20 protein-coding genes are annotated in these 17,747 nt (G+C 65.6%); 6 read left to right on the forward strand and 14 right to left on the reverse strand.

Annotation, left to right across the window (positions count from 1 at the left end; all coding sequences use genetic code 11):
• Positions 1-2 precede the first annotated feature (2 nt).
• Both AQY21_RS14245 and AQY21_RS14250 read right to left on the reverse strand, forming a co-directional pair.
• Positions 3-206, reverse strand: coding sequence for a type II toxin-antitoxin system prevent-host-death family antitoxin (locus tag AQY21_RS14245; RefSeq protein WP_058098297.1), 204 nt, complete (start codon positions 204-206; stop codon positions 3-5).
• A 208-nt stretch (positions 207-414) separates the two neighbouring features.
• Complete coding sequence (locus tag AQY21_RS14250; protein ID WP_058098298.1) at positions 415-1,389, reverse strand: LysR family transcriptional regulator; 975 nt, start codon at positions 1,387-1,389, stop codon at positions 415-417.
• A gap of 243 nt (positions 1,390-1,632) precedes the next feature.
• Here AQY21_RS14250 and AQY21_RS14255 point away from each other — a divergent pair, with 243 nt between their 5' ends.
• Positions 1,633-2,265: a TetR/AcrR family transcriptional regulator gene (locus AQY21_RS14255; protein ID WP_058098299.1), complete on the forward strand. Its 633-nt coding sequence runs from the start codon at positions 1,633-1,635 to the stop codon at positions 2,263-2,265.
• Here AQY21_RS14255 and AQY21_RS14260 read toward each other — a convergent pair.
• From AQY21_RS14260 to trbB, 11 genes are read right to left on the reverse strand one after another with little or no spacing between them, the layout of a single operon-like run.
• Positions 2,260-2,481 (reverse strand): DUF2274 domain-containing protein, encoded by a 222-nt coding sequence (locus AQY21_RS14260; protein WP_058098300.1) that lies wholly within the window; start codon positions 2,479-2,481, stop codon positions 2,260-2,262. The two genes, AQY21_RS14255 and AQY21_RS14260, sit on opposite strands and share 6 nt — an antisense overlap.
• 2 nt (positions 2,482-2,483) lie before the next feature.
• Positions 2,484-3,623, reverse strand: coding sequence for a TrbI/VirB10 family protein (locus tag AQY21_RS14265; RefSeq protein WP_058098301.1), 1,140 nt, complete (start codon positions 3,621-3,623; stop codon positions 2,484-2,486).
• Positions 3,620-4,612: a P-type conjugative transfer protein TrbG gene (gene trbG / locus AQY21_RS14270; RefSeq protein ID WP_058098302.1), complete on the reverse strand. Its 993-nt coding sequence runs from the start codon at positions 4,610-4,612 to the stop codon at positions 3,620-3,622. Before trbG ends, AQY21_RS14265 begins: the two co-directional genes overlap by 4 nt.
• Before the next feature lie 17 nt (positions 4,613-4,629).
• The gene (trbF, locus tag AQY21_RS14275; protein ID WP_058098303.1) at positions 4,630-5,319 is read right to left on the reverse strand and encodes a conjugal transfer protein TrbF; all 690 of its coding nucleotides are present in this window, start codon (positions 5,317-5,319) and stop codon (positions 4,630-4,632) included.
• Positions 5,319-6,674 (reverse strand): P-type conjugative transfer protein TrbL, encoded by a 1,356-nt coding sequence (gene trbL, locus AQY21_RS14280; RefSeq protein ID WP_058098304.1) that lies wholly within the window; start codon positions 6,672-6,674, stop codon positions 5,319-5,321. Before trbL ends, trbF begins: the two co-directional genes overlap by 1 nt.
• A gap of 3 nt (positions 6,675-6,677) precedes the next feature.
• The gene (gene trbK-alt, locus AQY21_RS14285) at positions 6,678-6,965 is read right to left on the reverse strand and encodes a putative entry exclusion protein TrbK-alt (protein ID WP_058098305.1); all 288 of its coding nucleotides are present in this window, start codon (positions 6,963-6,965) and stop codon (positions 6,678-6,680) included.
• Between the two features lie 21 nt (positions 6,966-6,986).
• Positions 6,987-7,766, reverse strand: a complete 780-nt coding sequence (trbJ, locus tag AQY21_RS14290; RefSeq protein ID WP_058098306.1) for a P-type conjugative transfer protein TrbJ — start codon at positions 7,764-7,766, stop codon at positions 6,987-6,989.
• Between the two features lie 2 nt (positions 7,767-7,768).
• The gene (gene trbE, locus AQY21_RS14295; RefSeq protein ID WP_058098307.1) at positions 7,769-10,255 is read right to left on the reverse strand and encodes a conjugal transfer protein TrbE; all 2,487 of its coding nucleotides are present in this window, start codon (positions 10,253-10,255) and stop codon (positions 7,769-7,771) included.
• Positions 10,256-10,265: 10 nt separating this feature from the next.
• Entirely contained in the window at positions 10,266-10,547 is a 282-nt protein-coding gene (locus AQY21_RS14300; RefSeq protein WP_058098308.1) for a VirB3 family type IV secretion system protein, read from the reverse strand.
• Positions 10,547-10,879 (reverse strand): TrbC/VirB2 family protein, encoded by a 333-nt coding sequence (locus AQY21_RS14305; protein WP_058098309.1) that lies wholly within the window; start codon positions 10,877-10,879, stop codon positions 10,547-10,549. The genes AQY21_RS14300 and AQY21_RS14305 overlap by 1 nt, the downstream gene beginning before the upstream one ends.
• Positions 10,876-11,856, reverse strand: a complete 981-nt coding sequence (gene trbB, locus AQY21_RS14310) for a P-type conjugative transfer ATPase TrbB (RefSeq protein ID WP_058098310.1) — start codon at positions 11,854-11,856, stop codon at positions 10,876-10,878. Before trbB ends, AQY21_RS14305 begins: the two co-directional genes overlap by 4 nt.
• 250 nt (positions 11,857-12,106) lie before the next feature.
• Between trbB and AQY21_RS14315 the strand changes: the two genes are divergently transcribed.
• The 4 genes from AQY21_RS14315 (at position 12,107) to AQY21_RS14330 (ending at position 15,911) form a co-directional block, all read left to right on the forward strand.
• Complete coding sequence (locus tag AQY21_RS14315) at positions 12,107-12,673, forward strand: hypothetical protein (RefSeq protein ID WP_058098311.1); 567 nt, start codon at positions 12,107-12,109, stop codon at positions 12,671-12,673.
• A 340-nt stretch (positions 12,674-13,013) separates the two neighbouring features.
• Positions 13,014-13,334: a hypothetical protein gene (locus tag AQY21_RS14320; protein ID WP_029032387.1), complete on the forward strand. Its 321-nt coding sequence runs from the start codon at positions 13,014-13,016 to the stop codon at positions 13,332-13,334.
• A 38-nt stretch (positions 13,335-13,372) separates the two neighbouring features.
• Positions 13,373-14,413, forward strand: a complete 1,041-nt coding sequence (locus AQY21_RS14325; RefSeq protein WP_029032388.1) for a patatin-like phospholipase family protein — start codon at positions 13,373-13,375, stop codon at positions 14,411-14,413.
• Positions 14,414-14,429: 16 nt separating this feature from the next.
• Positions 14,430-15,911 carry a GntP family permease gene (locus tag AQY21_RS14330; RefSeq protein ID WP_058098312.1) on the forward strand — a complete coding sequence of 494 codons (1,482 nt, stop codon included), beginning with the start codon at positions 14,430-14,432 and terminating at the stop codon, positions 15,909-15,911.
• Positions 15,912-15,918: 7 nt separating this feature from the next.
• Here the strand turns inward: AQY21_RS14330 and AQY21_RS14335 are convergent, their stop codons facing one another.
• Positions 15,919-17,214, reverse strand: a complete 1,296-nt coding sequence (locus tag AQY21_RS14335; RefSeq protein WP_058098313.1) for a DUF4010 domain-containing protein — start codon at positions 17,212-17,214, stop codon at positions 15,919-15,921.
• A gap of 177 nt (positions 17,215-17,391) precedes the next feature.
• On the opposite strand from AQY21_RS14335, the gene AQY21_RS14340 reads away from it, so the two are divergent.
• Positions 17,392-17,747, forward strand: a 356-nt coding sequence (locus tag AQY21_RS14340; protein WP_203416509.1) for a transposase, incomplete at its 3' end; no start/stop codon positions are given.

Genomic DNA, 17,747 nt, shown 5'->3' on the forward strand with positions numbered 1-17,747 from the left:
GCTTAGCCCTCCTGCTCATCTCGCGTGGGCTTTTGATTGCTCTTGCCCGACCGCAGCGCTTGTTCGGCAAGCCGCTCATATTCTTCTACCGCCACCACCACGACTACCCCCCTGCCGTGCTTCTCGATCATCACCGGCTCAGCGCGTGCAGTGTCGATCAGTAACCCGAATGCATTCTTGGCCTCTCTAGCGGACATAGTTCGCATGACAGCGTCCTTTCGGGACAATTTAGCTACCCTTTGAATCGCTCACGAAAGCCATACCGGCTTACAACAGCACGTTACGGGAGTGCTATTTTGTCCATTATGGCCACATATGGCAAGCTTGGAACAGCGACTGATCGGGGAGCGACGCTCCTTCAAGCTCTTGTTCTACTGCGTCCAGGCTAGCTGAGAAGAAACCTCAGGGAGCACTCTAACTTGATGGGGCGCGCTTCGCCATTGAACGCGCCATGCTCAGCAGCCGACGGCTCGCCGGGTTGTCGTTGCGTGCCGACCAAACCACGCTGAACGGCAGGACCTCTCCAGCGAGCACTCGATATACAATGCCCCGGAACTGCGCGCCGATGGTTGCCTCGCTCGTCAGGGTCAGGCCTCGCCCAAGGGCCACCAGCGACAATAGGTTGTCACGGCCGACCTTCTGGAACTGGATATCGGGATGGCGCCCGAGGTCGGAAAGATGCGCGACGAGGTAGTCGTGAATCTCGGGGCCCGGTGGGGCGTCACTGACAATGAAGGGCTCACGGGCGATGTCCGACCACGCCAGGTAGGCCTTCGCTGCGAGGGGGTGACCTTCGGGCAGGACGACAAAGACCCGTTCGAACCAGAGTTGCTCGGTTTCGCATCCGTCCCGGGGACCTGCCCCGGTGACGAAGGCGGCGTCTAGTTCGAGGTTGCACACGGCCGCGACATGTTCGGCCGGGTCGCCGTCGACCAGATGGACCCGGACCTTGGGGTGCTGTTTTCCAAAGGCACCCAGCAGGTCGAACAAGAAACCGGATGCAAGCGAGGAGAAGATGCCGACCTTCAGGACCCCTTCCTCCGCCCGGCCGACCGCGGCAACGCGCGTCACTCCGATGTCGATCTGGCGGAGCGCGTGGCGGGCGCTCGGCATGAACTCCTGCCCTGCGACAGTCAGACGGACGCCGCCGTGCGATCGTTGGAACAGAGAGGCACCAAGTTCATCCTCGAGATCCCGGATGCGCCGGCTGATCGAGGATTCCTGAATGGACAGGGCTGCGGCCGCCTTGCGGAAGCTCCCGTAATCGGCGGCGGCAAGAAAGTACCTGAGTTGCCGGAGCCTGACGGGTGCCCTTCCCCCGCCCGTAGGGACAAGCCGCGGCTGGGCGGTGTTACCAGAACGGCCTTGACTGTCCCGGTCCCCAGCCATGTCGGCTCATCCAGAGCCGCGGCCGGCGACAAGACGACGCGCCATGAGGGTGATCCCATTATCCTGCGGGTCCAGCAGGGAACCGTCTACCATTTGGCGCAGCTCGACTCGGTCTGTCCCCATCACCGCCGCACCCCTTAAAAGTTAACGTCGTTCATTTATGGATGCTGCCGCTTGACATCCGGAGCGTCAACGAAAAAAATAAACGTCATTCAGTAATCACGCAAAGTTGCGGGGACTTCGATGGCCCGCCCCCGGAAGGCGCAGGAACTCGACATCGGCCGCCGTGCGGTCGAGGAGACCATCAGGCTGGTCGCGCAAAGGGGCGATTTCGATGTGCCGCTGACAGAGGTCGCACTAGCCGTCGGATGCACGGCGCCTGCGCTCTACGGTCATTTCCGCAACAAGTGCGCGCTGCTCATCGCCATGCGGGATGAAGGCTTCAACCGCCTCTACGAGGTGAAGGCTGCGGTTTCCGAGCGCATGCGGTCAGATCCCTTCGGCTATCTCCGCGAGGGCAGTTACGCCTATGCGCGCTTCGCCCTCCACAATCCGACCCTTTACCGGCTGATGTTCTCCCCGCCCCCGAAGCTCGGGGTCGGGGACGATCCCTGGTCGAGCGAGAACGGCCGCCGGGTTCTGGCGCTGCTGCTGAACGGCCTGCGGGAGTCGCAGGACCACGGCTATCTGCCGGGCGCGGATCTGCGGCGTCAGGGATTGATGTTCTGGTCGACGGTGCACGGCGCGGTCAGCCTCAACCTCGAAAACCAGGCGATGGATCCGGCCGCCAAATGGGACGCGACACGGGACGTCATCGACACGCTGATGGAGATGATCGCGGCGACCGGGCGGCGCAATCCACCGGCTGGATCATGATCGGGGTTTGCGGGACCGGGCAAAGCCTCGGTCCGTGGCCATGAATCGCTCAAGCATCGGCACGATCAGCTTGACCGGATCCGAGACCGGCTGGCCGGTTTCCCCGGCCAGAACCTCGGCATAGGCGAGAAGATCGCGATGCAGCGGCCCGGGCAGTTCAACACTCACCTTCACGGGCCTGTCGTCGACGAGGGGGCCGAGTTTCAGCTTGGTCATGGTCAGTTCCTGTAAGGCTCGAGGACGAGGTCGCGGGTGACGATCACCCGGACCGGAAAGCCCGGCCGGATGGTCAGCGTCGGCGCGACCTGCAACTGGCGCTGGACGATCGCCTGTCCGGCCTGATTGATCGTGTCCTGCGCCCCGTCGCGCAGGGCCTGGATCAGGCGATCCTCTTCATCGGCGGCATGCTCCGCCCCGACGGCGAGCAGCGTGGAAAGGCCCGCCGCCTGCAACAGCTCCGCCCAGTGGTAATCGACGCCGTCCTCTAGGCCCGCGAAACCTGAAGCATCCGCACCGGGCTGCCGTTCCAGCACAATGGAGCGGCCGTTGGGCAGGATGAGGCGGTTCCAGACCAGCAGGACGCGGCGCTGGCCAAAGGTCACGCCCGCATCGTATGCCCCGATCAGGCGTGTGCCCTGCGGGATCAGAAGCAGGCTTCCGGTCGGGCTGTCGTAGACGTTTTCGGTGACCTGGGCGGTGATCTGACCCGGAAGATCGGACCTTATGCCCGTGATCAGCGCGGCGGGGATCACCGCCCCCGTCTGCAGGATGTAGGGCGACGCCGGTGCCATGACGCGGTCCAGCGCGACGACCTGCCGGTCGGTCGGGCCGGTCAAGAACGCAGTCTGGCTGTCCTGCGCGGGCACCTGACCCGGAAGCCCGGCGAGACCGAAGTCCGCAAGACCGGGAGCGGTCCCCGGACCCGCACTCGGCCTTGGGCCAGACTGGAAGAAGACCGAGCTCAGGCGCGCGGCCTCCTCCTCGGCGCGGCGGCGCTCTTCGTCAGGATCGACGGCAGGCATCGCCATCGCAGAGGGAGCAATGGGCTGCCCCCGGTTCTGGGCATCGAGGATCGGCCCGCCGAGATCGCCGGGAAGCGGCGGCCCGAGGAGCGGGCCGGTGTAATCGCGCGGCAGGCCGGTCAGCCCGTCGGCGGTGGGGCGGTTGTCGATCGAATAGAGCTCTTCGCCGCTCGGCCCCGGATCGCGTGTCTGCAGCGCATAGATCAGCGCCCCCCCGATGCCGACGAGCGCCACAGCGCCGACACCCGCCAGAACCTTGCGTGACAGGCGCGTCACGCGCGGCGGTTCCGCACGCAGGCGCATGGGCTCGACAGTCGCGTTGGTGTTGTCGGTCATGTTGGGGCCTCCCCGGTCGCAGCTGGGCGCACCTCAGCTTGCTGCGGCTCGATCCGCAGGATGCGAACGACCTGCTGGCGCTCACCACTGCCGAGGCGCAGTTCCGCGACGCCGAAGAGTCGATCCACGATCAGGACATTCTGGTGGATGCGGCTGTTGACGATCTGTGTCTCGCCATCCGACCCGATGACGAAGAGCGGCGGCATTTCGCCCTGCACGATGCCCCGCGGGAAGACGACATAGACCCGCCGGCCGTCATCGAAGACCGAGATCGGCCGCCAGGGCGGGCTGCCCCCGGTCAACCCGTAGCGGTAGTTCCGCGCCGCCTCGACCGGAATCTGGGGCGCGGCCGGTACGGCGTGGCGCTGCCCCGGTGGGGGTGCGGGATAGGCCCAGGCCACGGCAGGCATGTAGAGTGCTTCCTCAGCCCGAAGCTCGATCATGTAGGTCCGCCGGTCGGTGGTGATGACGAGGTTCGTCGAGATGTCCGGGCGGGTCGGCTTGACGAGGATATGGACGCGGCGGCTCATACCGCTCCCGCTTTCGGTGTCGCCGATGATCCAGCGCGCGGTATCACCCGCTGCGATCGGCCCGGCGCCGGTCAGGCTCTCTCCTGGTTCGAGGGCGATGTTGGTGATCTGACCGGGCGCGGCATAGACCTGATAGAGGGCACCATCGGACCAGGGATAGATCTGGATGGCGTTGTAGTACCCCTCGCGGCGCGGCTCGACACGCGCGGCGGCATTGGCGTTTTCCACGCGACCGGCGGGCGTTCCGGCCTCCGGTCCGCCCCGCGCGACCGTCCAGGCCGGGGGCACATGCAAGGGGCGCGGTCGATCATCCGTGACCGCCGCAGGAACCGTCGGCAAGGGCGGGACATCGGCATCATAGCTGAACTGCGGATTTGGACGCGATGCGCAGCCTGCAAGGGCGGTTGCTGCCAGCAAAGCCGCAATCGCGGGCGTGCGCAGCGCCGAAGGCCAAGACATGCAGATTGTGGGAACGGTCATTGGCTCATCTCCCGTGACCAGTTGATGGCGTTGACGTAGATGCCCAGCGGATTGACCCGCAGCCGCTCGGCCGTGCGCGGGGTCTGGACCACGATGGTCAGGATCGCCGTCCAGCGCTCGGTCGTGGCCAATTGGCCGTTCTCGAAATGCCGCTCGATCCAGGCCACGCGGAAGCTGTCCGGGGAGGCGCGGATGACGCTGGAGACCTCGACGGAGACCTGCTGCCGGCCGACGCGGCTGAAGGGGTCATTGGCGCGGGCATAGTCGTTGAGGGCTGCAGCTCCGCGGTCCGTCGTCCAGTCATAGGCCCGCAGCCAGTTCTGCCGCACGATGATCGGATCGGCAGGAATGGCACGCACCTGTTCGATGAACCGGCCAAGATGCCAGGCGATCTGGGGATCGGTGGGCCTGTAGTTTTCTGCCGCCGGGGCCACGGTCTGCGCCTGCCCCAGATTGTCGACCTGCACCACCCAGGGCACGACGGTGCCACGCGCGGATTGCCAGACCAGCGCCGAGGCGAAGCCGCCTGCGAGGATCAGGCAGCCGAAGGCCATGTACCGCCAGTTCCTGGCCTGAACGCGGGCGGAACCGATCCGCTCGTCCCAAACCTGGGCGGCCTTCTGATAGGGGGTCTCGGGCTCCGGGGATTTCCCGTAATGGGGGCTGGGTCTCTTGAAGATGTTCATCAGCGATTGCTCTCAGAAAGATTGATGGTGGATCCGGCGCCCTGACCGTCGCCGGAACGAATGGCATGGGCCGCCATCGTGGTGCCCTGGCTGAGGGCCTGCTTGCGCTGCATCCGCTGCGCCCAGGCGGGAACAGCACCGGCCGCGCTGGCCGCAGGAGCGGCGGCCTCCGGTGTCCCGGCAACGGTCCCCATCGACGACGATCCTCCGGTCGCTCCGAACCCACCCCGCGCGCCTGCGGCGAAGCCGGAGCCGACACTGTCAGCAGCCCGGGCGGTCGCGCGTTTCAGCGGAGAGACCGCGACCGCACCCGCCGCGCGGGCCACGCCGCCCAGACCCGCGGCGACACCGCCCGCTCCGGATTGGCCCATGGAGGCAAGACTATAGGCCGTCGATGCTCCGCCTGCGGCGGCCGCGCCGCCACGAACGGTTGCGACACCCCCGGCGAGCGCCGCGCCGCCGCCCCGTGCGGCAAGACCGGCTGCGGCACCGCCCGCGATCATCGCGCCGCCTGCGGCAAGGCCGGTTCCTACGGCCGCGCCCGCGCCGAGTTGCGGCCCACCCGAGACGAGGCCGGAGGCGATGCCGGGGCCAAAGATGCCGAGCCCCAGAAGTGACAGCGCCGCCAGCACGATCGCCATGGCGTCGTCGATCGTGGGCGTCGCCCCTCCGAACCCCGAGGTGAACTGTGAGAAGAGCGTCGAGCCGATGCCAATGATGACGGCCAGCACCAGCACCTTGATGCCCGACGAGACGACATTGCCCAGCACGCGCTCGGCCATGAATGCGGTCTTGCCGAAGAGGCCGAAGGGGATGAGCACGAAACCCGCAAGGGTCGTCAGCTTGAACTCGATCAGCGTCACGAAGAGCTGCACGGCCAGGATGAAGAAGGCCAGGAGCACCAGGACCCAGGCGAACATCAGGCAGGCGATCTGGATGAAGTTCTCGAAGAAGGCGACAAAGCCCATGAGGTCCGAGATGGCCTCGAGGAGCGGACGCCCGGCATCGAGACCGGTCTGAGCGACGCGGCCCGGGCGCAAGAGATCGGCGGCAGAGAACCCGGTGCCGGAGGCGAGAAGGCCGAGGCCCGAGAAGCTCTCGAACACGATCCGGGCGAGCATGTTCCAGTTGGAGATCAGGTAGGCGAAGATGCCGACGAAGATCGTCTTCTTGACGAGGCGGGCGATGATGTCGTCGTCCGCGCCCCAGGTCCAGAACAGGGCGGCCAGCGTCACATCGATCACGATGAGCGTGGTGGCGATAAAGGCGACCTCGCCCCCGAGGAGACCGAAGCCGCTATCGATGTAGCTGGTGAAGATGCCGAGGAAGTTGTCGATGACGCCGGTGCCGCCCATGGTTCACTGTCCCTCATTCCCTTGGGGTGCGGCGGGCGTCGTCGGGTGGCCCAGAAACCGGTCCCGCGACTGCGCCCAGGCCGACAGGCATTCCACCTCGTTGCTGGCCGCCTCGCCGAGTTGCTGGCACCGGCGCAGCGTGGCGCGCAGAGGATCGGTTGGGGGCTGAAGGGCAGGAAGTGAGGACACGGGTGGCGGTTCTTCCTGCCGCGTCATGTCGATCACCGTTGCGGTGATGGCGATGGCCACAAAGACCACCGCACCGATCCGGGCCAGCACCTTGCCTTCCATAAAGGCCCCCTTCCCCGCGTTTCAGTTGGTGCTGAACATCCGGGCATTGCCGGGCTGGTAGCCCGCGCTCGGCGTGAGGAAGCGCTCGCGCTGGACACGCCCCTGCTCGGCGGCGGTGGCGCGCTCGGCCTCGATCAGCGCTTCGGCCCGGCCATTGGCCGACAGAAGCGCGATCATGTCCGACAGCTGTTGCGATTGCAGGGCCAGAAGCTGGTTGCCCGCCTGCGTCGCCTGCAGCGCACCGGTGGCGTTCTGGCTCTGGCCCACCAGCGCGGACATTTCGGCGCGATTGGTGTCGATGTTGCCGACGACGCCCGCCTGAACGCGCAGAGCGTCCTGCAGACTGCCGACGGTGGTTTCCCAGCGGGCCCTTGCATCCGCGACGAGCTGTGCGTCGGTCGCGGATAGCGCGACATTGCCGTAGCGCTGCTGAAACGCCTGGTCGATCTGGCCAACGTCGAAGGCGATGCTCTGGGCCTGTTGCAGCAACTGCTGCGTCCGCCCGACATTCTGCTGAAGTTGCTGCAGAGACGAATAGGGCAGGCTCGCCAGATTGCGGGCCTGGTTGATCAGCATCTGTGCCTCGTTCTGAAGCTGCTGGATCTGGTTGTTGATCTGCTCGAGCGTGCGCGCGGCGGTCAGCACGTTCTGGGCATAGTTGCTCGGGTCATAGACGATGCGACCGAAGCCGAAAAAGGCATGGGCCGGGCTCGCAAGGATCGGCGACAGGGCCACGGGCGCAGCAAGCGCCAGGGCGAGCATCGAGGCGCCGGCGAAACGGCCGATGGGGGTGCGGGTCATGGTCAGGTCTCCTCTGCTGGGGGGTGGTCCGGGCCCTGTGGCGGCTTGGCCTCGGGTCCGGGAGTGAGGTTGGGAAGATCGGGGAGCAGGTCCGTCGCCCAGTCCGCGCCGCGGTGGCGCAGCCAGGCGGCGAGAAAGCCTGTCCGGCCATGTTCGGCCAGAAGCCGGTCGACGGCGGCCTGATCGGATTTCGAGGAGGCCGCGCAGAGCGCAAGGCCGACCTCGGATAGCCCAAGCTCGAACAGGCGGTTGCCGCGTCGGGACTGGCAATAGTAGTCGCGCTTGGGCGTGGCCCGCGCGAGGATCTCGATCTGGCGGTCATTCAGGCCGAAGCGGCGATAGATGGCCGTGATCTGCGGCTCGATCGCCCGCTCGTTCGGCAGAAGAAGCCGGGTCGGACAGCTCTCGATGATCGCGGGCGCAATGGCGCTGCCGTCGATGTCGCTCAGGGACTGGGTGGCGAAGATGACGGAGGCATTCTTCTTGCGCAGCGTCTTCAGCCATTCGCGGAGCTGGCCGGCAAAGCCCTCATCATCAAGGGCCAGCCATCCTTCATCGATGATCAGCAGCGTCGGCCGACCGTCGAGACGATCCCCGATCCGGTGGAAGAGGTAGGACAGCACCGCCGGGGCGGCGCCGGTCCCGACCAGCCCCTCGATCTCGAAGGCCTGAACGGAGGCTTCGCCCAGCTCCTCGATCTCGGCGTCAAGCAGCCGCCCATAGGGTCCGCCGAGGCAATAGGGCCGAAGCGCCTGTTTCAGGTCGGTCGACTGGAGCAGCACAGCAAGACCCGTGATCGTGCGCTCGCCGATCGGGGCCGAAGCGAGCGAGGACAGCGCGGTCCAGAGATGCTCCTTCACCTCGGGGGTGATGGTGACGCCTTCACGGGCGAGGATCGCCGCGATCCAGCCCGCAGCCCAGGCACGTTCGCCGGGATCGTCGATCCGGGCCAGCGGCTGGAGATAGACCGCCTCCTCGCCGCCATCCGTCAGCGCGCCGCCCAGATCATGCCAGTCGCCGCACATGGCGAGCGCCGCGACCCGGATCGACCCGCCGAAATCAAAGGCGAAGATCTGGCTCTGCGCATAGCGCCGGAACTGGAGCGCGATCAGCGCCAGGAGCACGGATTTCCCGGCACCCGTCGGCCCGATCACAAGGGTATGTCCGACATCACCAATATGCAGCGACAGGCGGAACGGGGTCGCCCCTTCGGTCTTGCCGAAGAGCAAGGGCGGCGCGTCGAGGTGGTCGTTCCGGTCCGGCCCCGCCCAGACCGCCGAGAGCGGGATCATGTGGGCGAGGTTCAGGGTCGAGATCGGGGGCTGGCGGACATTGGCGTAGGCATGTCCCGGCAGGGAACCGAGCCAGGAATCGACCGCATTGACGGTCTCGGGCATGGCCGTGAAATCCCGGCCCTGCACGATCTTCTCGACCAGCCGGAGCTTTTCATCGGCGGCGCGCGGATCGCGGTCCCAGACCGTGATCGTGGCCGTGACATACGCCATGCCCGCGACATCGGCGCCGAGCTCCTGCAGGGCCATGTCGGCATCGAGCGCCTTGTTCGCCGCATCGGTGTCGACCAGCGCGGACTGCTCGTTGGTCATTACCTCCTTCAGGATCGCGGCGACCGACTTGCGCTTGGCGAACCACTGGCGGCGGATACGGGTGAGCAGGCGCACCGCATCCGTCTTGTCCAGAAGGATCGCGCGGGTGGACCAGCGATAGGGAAAGGCCAGCCGGTTCATCTCATCGAGAAGCCCGGGCGTGGTCGCACTGGGAAAACCGGTGAGCGTCAGGATGCGCAGATGCTGATCGCCGAGGCAGGGCTCGAGGCCCGCAGTCAGCGGCTGATCGGCCAAGAGCGCATCGAGATGCATCGGCACCTCGGGCACGCGCAGGCGCTGGCGGTTGGTCGAAACCGTCGAATGCAGATAGGTCAGCGTCTCGGCATCATCGAGCCAGCGGCATTCGGGCATGAATCCGTCCAGAAGGGACAGCACGCGATCGGTCCGGTCGGCGAAGCCCCGCAGCAGTTCCCAGGCATTGACCCCGGATTGCTCACGGCCCTCATAAAGCCAAGTCTCGGCACGGGCGGCGTCCTCGGCGGGCGGCAGCCAGAGGAAGGTCAGGAAATAGCCTGACACGAAATGCGCGCCCGCCTCTTCGAAAGCCGCCTTGCGTTCGGCATCGAGAAGCGCCGAGGCCGGATCGGGAAACCGGCTATCGGGATAGGTCGCGGCCTCGGACCGCTGCGCCTCGACGAATATTGCCCAGCCGGAGCCCAGACGTCGAAAGGCGTTGTTGATGCGCCCCGCGACCGCGACCAGTTCGGCCGCGACCGCGGAGTCTAGGTCCGGCCCGCGGAACCTTGCCGTCCGCTGAAAGCTTCCGTCCTTGTTCAGAACGATCCCGGGCGCGACCAGCGCCGCCCAGGGCAGGTAATCCGCGAGACGGGTATTGCGGTTGCGATATTCGGCGAGGTTCATCATGGGCGCGCCCTCACACCGCGAGGAAGGCAGGAAGACGCAGATGCCTGCGACCGACTTCGACGAAGAGCGGGTCGCGCTTCGCGGCCCAGACGGCCAGAAGATGCCCCACGGCCCAGATGAGGATGCCGACCAGCCAGAGGCGCAGGCCGAGGCCAATTGCCCCGGCCAGCGTCCCGTTCAGGATCGCGATGGAGCGCGGCGCGCCGCCCAGCAGGATCTGCTCGGTCAGCGCCCGGTGGACCGGCACGGAAAAGCCGGGAACGGCATCGAGGCTCTCGAAGCTTCCCGCCATCAGAGCAGCGCCCCGCCGCCGAAGGAGAAGAAGGAGAGGAAGAAGCTCGAGGCCGCAAAGGCGATCGACAGGCCGAAGACGATCTGGATCAGGCGACGGAACCCGCCGGAGGTGTCGCCGAAGGCCAGCGTGAGGCCGGTGGCGATGATGATGATCACGGCGACGATCTTGGCGACGGGGCCCTCGATCGACTGGAGGATGGCCTGGAGTGGCGCCTCCCAAGGCATGGAGGAGCCAGAGGCATGGGCCGCGGGGGCCAGCAGAACGCTGACATAGGCGGCGGTCACGACGGTCGAGGCACGACGTTGCAGGGCACGGGCGTGGCGGATCATTCGGGGTGTCCTTTCGGGGTGGTTGCGGGGGTGATGCTGTAGTCGCCGTCAGCGCCGAGCCCGTCGACGCGGGCCAGTTCGACCAGCCGACGCGCAGAGCCGCGCCCTGCGAGAACGGCGACCAGATCGATCGTCTCGGCGATCAGCGCGCGGGGGACGGTGATGACAGCTTCCTGGATGAGTTGCTCAAGGCGGCGCAGCGCGCCGATGGCGCTCCCGGCGTGGATCGTCCCGACCCCCCCGGGATGGCCGGTGCCCCAGGCTTTCAGAAGATCAAGGGCCTCCGCCCCGCGCACTTCGCCCACGGGAATGAGGTCCGGGCGCAGGCGCAGCGAGGACCGGACCAGATCAGAGAGGGTCGCAACACCATCCTTGGTACGCAGCGCGACCAGGTTGGGCGCGGCGCATTGCAGCTCGCGGGTATCCTCGATGATGACCACGCGATCCGAGGTCTTCGCAACCTCGGCCAGGAGAGCGTTGGTCAGCGTGGTCTTGCCCGTCGATGTGCCGCCCGCCACGAGGATGTTGGCCCGCGCGGTCACCGCGCCACGGAGGAGATCGGCCTGGTGATCGGTCATGATCCCAGCGGTCACGTAATCGCCGAGCGTGAAGACCGCGACCGCGGGTTTCCGGATGGCAAAGGCAGGGGCGGCAACAACAGGTGGCAAAAGACCTTCAAACCGCTCCCCCGTTTCGGGAAGCTCAGCCGACACCCTGGGGCTCCGCGCATGGACTTCTGCGCCGACATGATGGGCCACCAGGCGAACGATGCGTTCACCATCGGCGGCAGAGAGCCGCTCCCCCGTATCGGCCAGCCCTTGAGACAGACGGTCGACCCAAATCCGACCGTCGGGGTTCAGCATCACCTCGACGACACCAGGGTCCTCGAGAAGCCGAGCGATCGACGCGCCGAGCGCGGTGCGCAGCATGCGCGCACCGCGTGACCTAGCCTCGGAATTCCGGTGATCTGCCGCCATGCTGTCCCCATTGTACGGGGACGCCTCAGTCGTACCCCGGTTCGGGATCGATTAAGAGAACCGGATTTTTGCTCGACTCAACAGGTATTTGGCGATGTGCGGGACACGGCGGCGCACGGCGGAAAATCGGAGGGTCTGCGAACCGACTTCATCAACAGCGACACGAGACATTATGGAGCACGCAACAAGCGCATCGCTTGACAAGGTCGGCCCAATCACATATCTCACTGTCATGCGTGAGGATGGTGAGATGATTCGATACCAGATGCTGATCGACCCTGCTGGAAGCGCAACCTTGGCTGGAAGCGCAATGGGGAGGCAAATGCTTGCGCAGATGATCGAAAAGACGAGCCCCATGTCGGAGCCGACGGTGGCCTTCCTCGATTTCGCGAATGTGGATATCGCAACCGGGTCGTTTCTTCGAGAAGCCGTTATGGGATTTCGTGACTTCTGCCGCAACGCCTCTGGCATGATCTATCCGGTTGTAGCCAATGCCAATGCTACCATTGAGGAAGAGCTTGCGACTTATCTTCGGGGGCGTAACGACGCAATTTGGGCATGCAGCCTAGACTCTGAAAGTCATGCTACCAATCCGCGTATTCTCGGGGAGCTGGACTCTGGACAGATGAGCACTATCCAGATCATTGGACGGCATCATCCGATTTCGGCACCAGAGTTGGCTAAGCTCCGGCCAGACGACAATATCGGGACGACCGCATGGAACAATCGACTAGCCACGCTGGCCGCCAAAGGCATGTTGAAGGAAGTGCGGAACGGAAGAGCCAAGTTATTCAGCCCCGTAATGGAGACGATCTAATGGGTGCCGACTTTATCCGACAGCAGTCTGGCCAGCCATGGCGTAAGCGCTGGGACAAGGGTGTAAACCGGCTCAAGCAACCAAGCCTATTCGATGTTCAGTTTAGTTTTCAACTGCGTATAATCACAGCGGACATAGATCCTGGTGTGAATGTTCAGACTGGGGACGAATTGGTGGTTCACTGCGGGTCAGACACCGCCACTATCTGCCGAGGGCAAAACCGCGTCGGGGCCATCAAAGGCTTAACTTCGGACGTTCGCGCATCCATAACTGACTCCGGTGGGGTGGCGCTCGGCATTGTCGAGCGGGTCAGTCTGTTCGGCAACAGCGTAGCGCACATGTGTTCATCGTCCATGCACTGGAAGACGCCCAGGAAAACGATCACGGGAATGCCGAGGATCGGATTCGTTCCCATGTCGAACGCATCCTGGCGGAACTGGCCGGAACCGGTGTCGAGGTTCCCGCACAGTTCGACCTCATCCTTCGCAGCGGCGGCATCCTCGCGGCGATGATGGCCGTCGAGAAAGAGTTTTCTCCCGACCTCGCTGCGTTCGGGCGCACCGCGCGCACCGGGCTTAAGGCCCTGATCCAGGGCAGCGACGGCCAATTGCTTCTGGCGCATCAGCGCAGCGATTGCCTGGTCGGGCCGAAACTGTCATAGGCAGACGAATATTTGCCGAGCTGTCAGGATGTGACCCATTGCCCAAAAAGAAAATCCGCATCGATCTCGCCCTGCAGGGCGGAGGCGCCCATGGCGCCTTTACCTGGGGCGTGCTCGAACGTTTGCTGGAAGACGCGAGGATCGACATCGCCGGCGTCAGCGGCGCCAGCGCCGGGGCGATGAACGCAGCCGTCCTGGCGCACGGGCTGGCGACCGGCGGGCGCGCGGGCGCGCAGCGGGCGCTCTGGGCCTTCTGGAAGGGTGTCAGCCGGGCGGCGACGGGCGGGATCGTCCCCTCCGATCTCTTCGGCGGATTCTTCGCGCCCTGGTCACCGGCGACCTGGGCGAAACCCTTCCTCGCTGCATCCAAGGCGATGATGTCGCCCTACCAGTTCAACCCGCTCAACGTGAACCCGCTCCGGCGGCTGCTCGAGGATCAGATCGATTTTGCCGCGCTGACCGATCCTGCGGCGCCGCGGCTCTTCGTCTCGGCCACCGATGTGCGCAGCGGCAGGACGCGGCTGTTCCGCAATGATGACCTCAGCGCGGATGCGCTGATGGCCTCGGCCTGCCTGCCGATGCTGTTTCAGGCGGTCGAGATCGGCGAGGACGCCTATTGGGACGGCGGCTATACCGCCAACCCGTCGATCCTGCCCCTGATCGAGGAAAGTCCCGCCAACGATCTGATGCTGGTCACCGTCAACCCGTCGCGGCGCGAAGAGGTGCCGAAGACACCCGGCGACATCGTCGGGCGGCTGAACGAGATCACCTTCAACACCAACCTCGTCAGCCAGATGCGCAGCGTGGCGATCCTGCGCCAGCAGCTGGAACTCGACCGCGCGCCTCCCGCCCGATACAGTCAAACCCTGTTCCGTCAGGTGGAAAAGCTGCGCGTGCACCGCATCCACGACGATGCCCAGATGGCCGGCAAGGGCTCGCACAGCAAGATGAACACCGAATGGCGGTTCCTGATCCGCCTGCACGGCATCGGCTGGCGCGCAGCGGACACCTGGCTCGCGGCCCATGGCGGCGATCTGGGCAAACGGTCATCGCTCGATCTTGCCGCGACCTATTGCTGAACAAGGAACCTCCACCATGCTTGATGCCGCCATCGTCGTCGCCGTCCTCGGTCTCCTGATCTGGCTTGCCTATCGCGGGATCAGCGTACTGGTTCTGGCGCCTGTTCTGGCGCTGCTGGCGGCGGGATTGTCCGGGCAACCGCTGCTGGCCACGCTGACGCAGATCTTCATGCAGGCCGCGGGCAATTTCATCGTGCTGCTCTTCCCGCTGTTCCTGCTGGGTGCGGTCTTCGGGAAGATGATGGAGGCGAGCGGGTCAGCCACGTCCATCGCGCGGGCTACCACCGGCTGGCTGGGGCGCGAACGCGCGATCCTCTCGATCGTTCTGGCCTGCGCGATCCTGACCTATGGCGGTGTGTCGCTGTTCGTGGTGGCCTTCGCGGTCTTTCCCGTGGCCGCCGCGCTGTTTCGCGAGGCGGGCGTGTCGCGCCGTCTGATCCCGGCGACGATTGGGCTGGGTGCCTTCACCTTCACCATGACCGCCCTTCCGGGTACACCCGCGATCCAGAACCTGATTCCGATGCCGTTCTTCGGCACCACACCCTTCGCGGCACCCGGTATCGGCCTCATTGCGGGCGCCGTCATGCTGGGGGTGGGCCAGGCCTGGCTGAGCTGGCGTGAACGCAGTTTGCGACGGGCGGGGGAAGGCTATGACGCGCCGGCCGCGGCCCTGCCCGAGGGCGGTTCGACCCTGCGCCGCGAGATCCGCGAGCGCGCCCAGGGCGAGGGCTTCGACACGCTGGAACTGTCGCCCCTCGACCGAAGTGAGGCCCATGGCATGGCGCAATCGGACCTGCCGGGCTTTGGCATCGCCGCCCTTCCGATCGTGCTGGTCGTGGCGCTGAATCTCGTCATGCTGAACCTTGTCCTCCCCGCGCTTGACACCGCCTATCTGGCCGAACCGCCCTTTGGCCCCACGACGCTGTCCTCGGTGCAGGGCATGTGGGCGATCATCGCGGCGCTGTCGCTGTCGATCCTGGCCACCTGGGCGCTGAACCGGCGGCGGCTGGCCGCGCCGGGCAAGACATTGTCGGAGGGTGCCAATGCCTCGGTCCTGCCGATCTTCAACACGGCCGCCCTCGTGGGGTTCGGGGCGGTCATCGCGGGCCTGCCCGCATTCGAGGTGATCCGCGATGCGATGCTGGGGATGGCACCGGGGAACCCACTGATTTCGCTCGCGATCTCGGTCAGTGTGCTGGCCGGAATCACGGGCTCGGCGTCCGGCGGCATGGGCATCGCGCTGCAGACCATGGGTGAGACCTATCTTGCCTCCGGTGCCGCTGCGGGCATCTCGCCCGAGCTTCTGCACCGCGTCACCACGATTGCGACCGGCGGTCTGGATGCGTTACCCCATAACGGGGCGGTGATCTCGCTTCTGACCATCTGCGGGCTGACCCACCGCGAAGCTTACGGCGACATCTTCGTCGTCGCCGTGCTGGGGCCGATCCTGTCGCTGGTGGTTGTCATCGTGCTGGGGACGATGCTGGGCAGTTTCTGAGCAGACCCTATTCGACCAGCTCCTCGGCGGTATCGACAAGCCAGTCCCAAACGACACCGCCGATCCACCAGGCTGCCCAGAGTGCAACCAATTGCGCGACCAGCCCCCAGATCACTGCCCGCTGGAAGGACTTATCCGCGCTGCTCCGCGCCACCCATATGCGGACCAGTGTGTTGGCCGTCAGGGCGGCCGCCAGCGGCAAGGTGCCGTCGATGGCCGGAATCTGCCCTGCTGCCACCAGCGATCCAAGGGCCACGACCGCGGAGTTGGTGCTGACGAGACCCGCAAGCACGATGGTCACCAGGATGGCGGCATTGCCGAAGATGTCGTTCAGCGTCGCCGAGAAAACCATGACCGTCGCGACGATGGCCGCGAACCTGACCGCGCCCCAGACCGAGAAAACCCGGTTCGGCAGCTCCATCTTGGCTGGCTTCAACTCACCGCCAAGGGTGCGGAAGAACATCAGCGCGCCGATGCCTGCCGCCATCAGGCCCATACCGACCAGGAGGGGTATTCCGGTGCCCAGCATCGCGGGGCTAAGTGCGGCAAGGATGATCCCGTTCTGGGCCAGCGAAGACACCGAGGACAGCGTCGCGCCCGTCGCGGCGCTGGTTGCGTCCTCGGGCTTTTCGCCCGCCCGCTTGCCCAGGGTGGCGATGGTGGCAAGGCTGGACACGAAACCCGACAGGAACCCGCTGACCGGCAGGCCCAGGCGCACGCCCACGACGCGCGTTGCGACATGACCGGCCGCCCCGATCAGCATGACCAGAACTACCATCAAGAACAGGTTGCGCGGGTTCAGCGCACCGCCGGGCCCGATATCGACATTCGGCAGCACCGGCAGGATCACCAGCGCCGAGACACCCAGGATCAGCCCGTCGCGCAACTCGGGCGGAGTCAGGATCTGGCGGCTGAACCCGTGCAAAACCTCGCGCGCGGCCAGCAGCGAGGCGATGACCAGCGCGACTGCCGCCGCCAGCATGGCGGTGACCGTGGCCATCGCACCCAGCAGAACCACCGCGACCAGCGCGAAGCTGGTGGTCAGTCCGGTCGTCGGATCGCCCCGCTGCGCCACCGACACCAAGCGCGTCACGGCCACCGCAATGACCGCCACCGCCAGCAGCGGCACACCGCCCGCCATCATGCTGAGCGCGCCGATGAGCGCGGCCAGGGAGAAGCTGCGCACCCCGGCAGACGCGGCCTTGTCGCCGGCCTGTGCATTCTGTTCCCGTTCAATGCCGATCAGGAGCCCGATACCAAGTGCTTCGGCCAGCGCAAAAAAGGATTCTACATCACTCTCCATAACGCTATTGTATTCAACGACACCAAGTCAGCAAGGGAAACTAATTCACTTCCGCTCTTCAAATGCCTGAGAACGCAGGCTATCCCACATTCTCCAAGTAAGTCGCTGATTTCGCTGTCGTAATCGTGATATTTCGCATATAAATCATGGCGTTGACGGCTGCGAGGGGCGCGTTTCATGGATCACCTGGAGGGTGCGGGCTTGGCGCGGGGAGATCGGGTTGATTTCGACCGCCGTGTGCGTCTGGAGTTCCGTGGTGCGCAGATCAGTTCAGACGGTGGCCTGCTGGTGATGCGCGAGCTTGATGACGTGCTCGGCCTGTCCAATCTGGCGTCGGAGGCGCTGCGAGACAGCCGCACCGGGAAGAACACGCTCCATCGGCTTGACGGATTGTTCCGGCAATCGGTGTTCGGACGACTGGCCGGATACGAGGATGTGAACGATGCCGACCGCTTGGCCCTCGATCCCGTGATGCGTCAGGTCGTTGGCGGCAGGGCCGTCGAGGCGCAAGCTGCTTCGGCATCGCAGATGGG

Origin of the sequence: Paracoccus sp. MKU1, assembly GCF_001447385.1 — a bacterium.
Classification (GTDB): Bacteria; Pseudomonadota; Alphaproteobacteria; order Rhodobacterales; family Rhodobacteraceae; genus Paracoccus.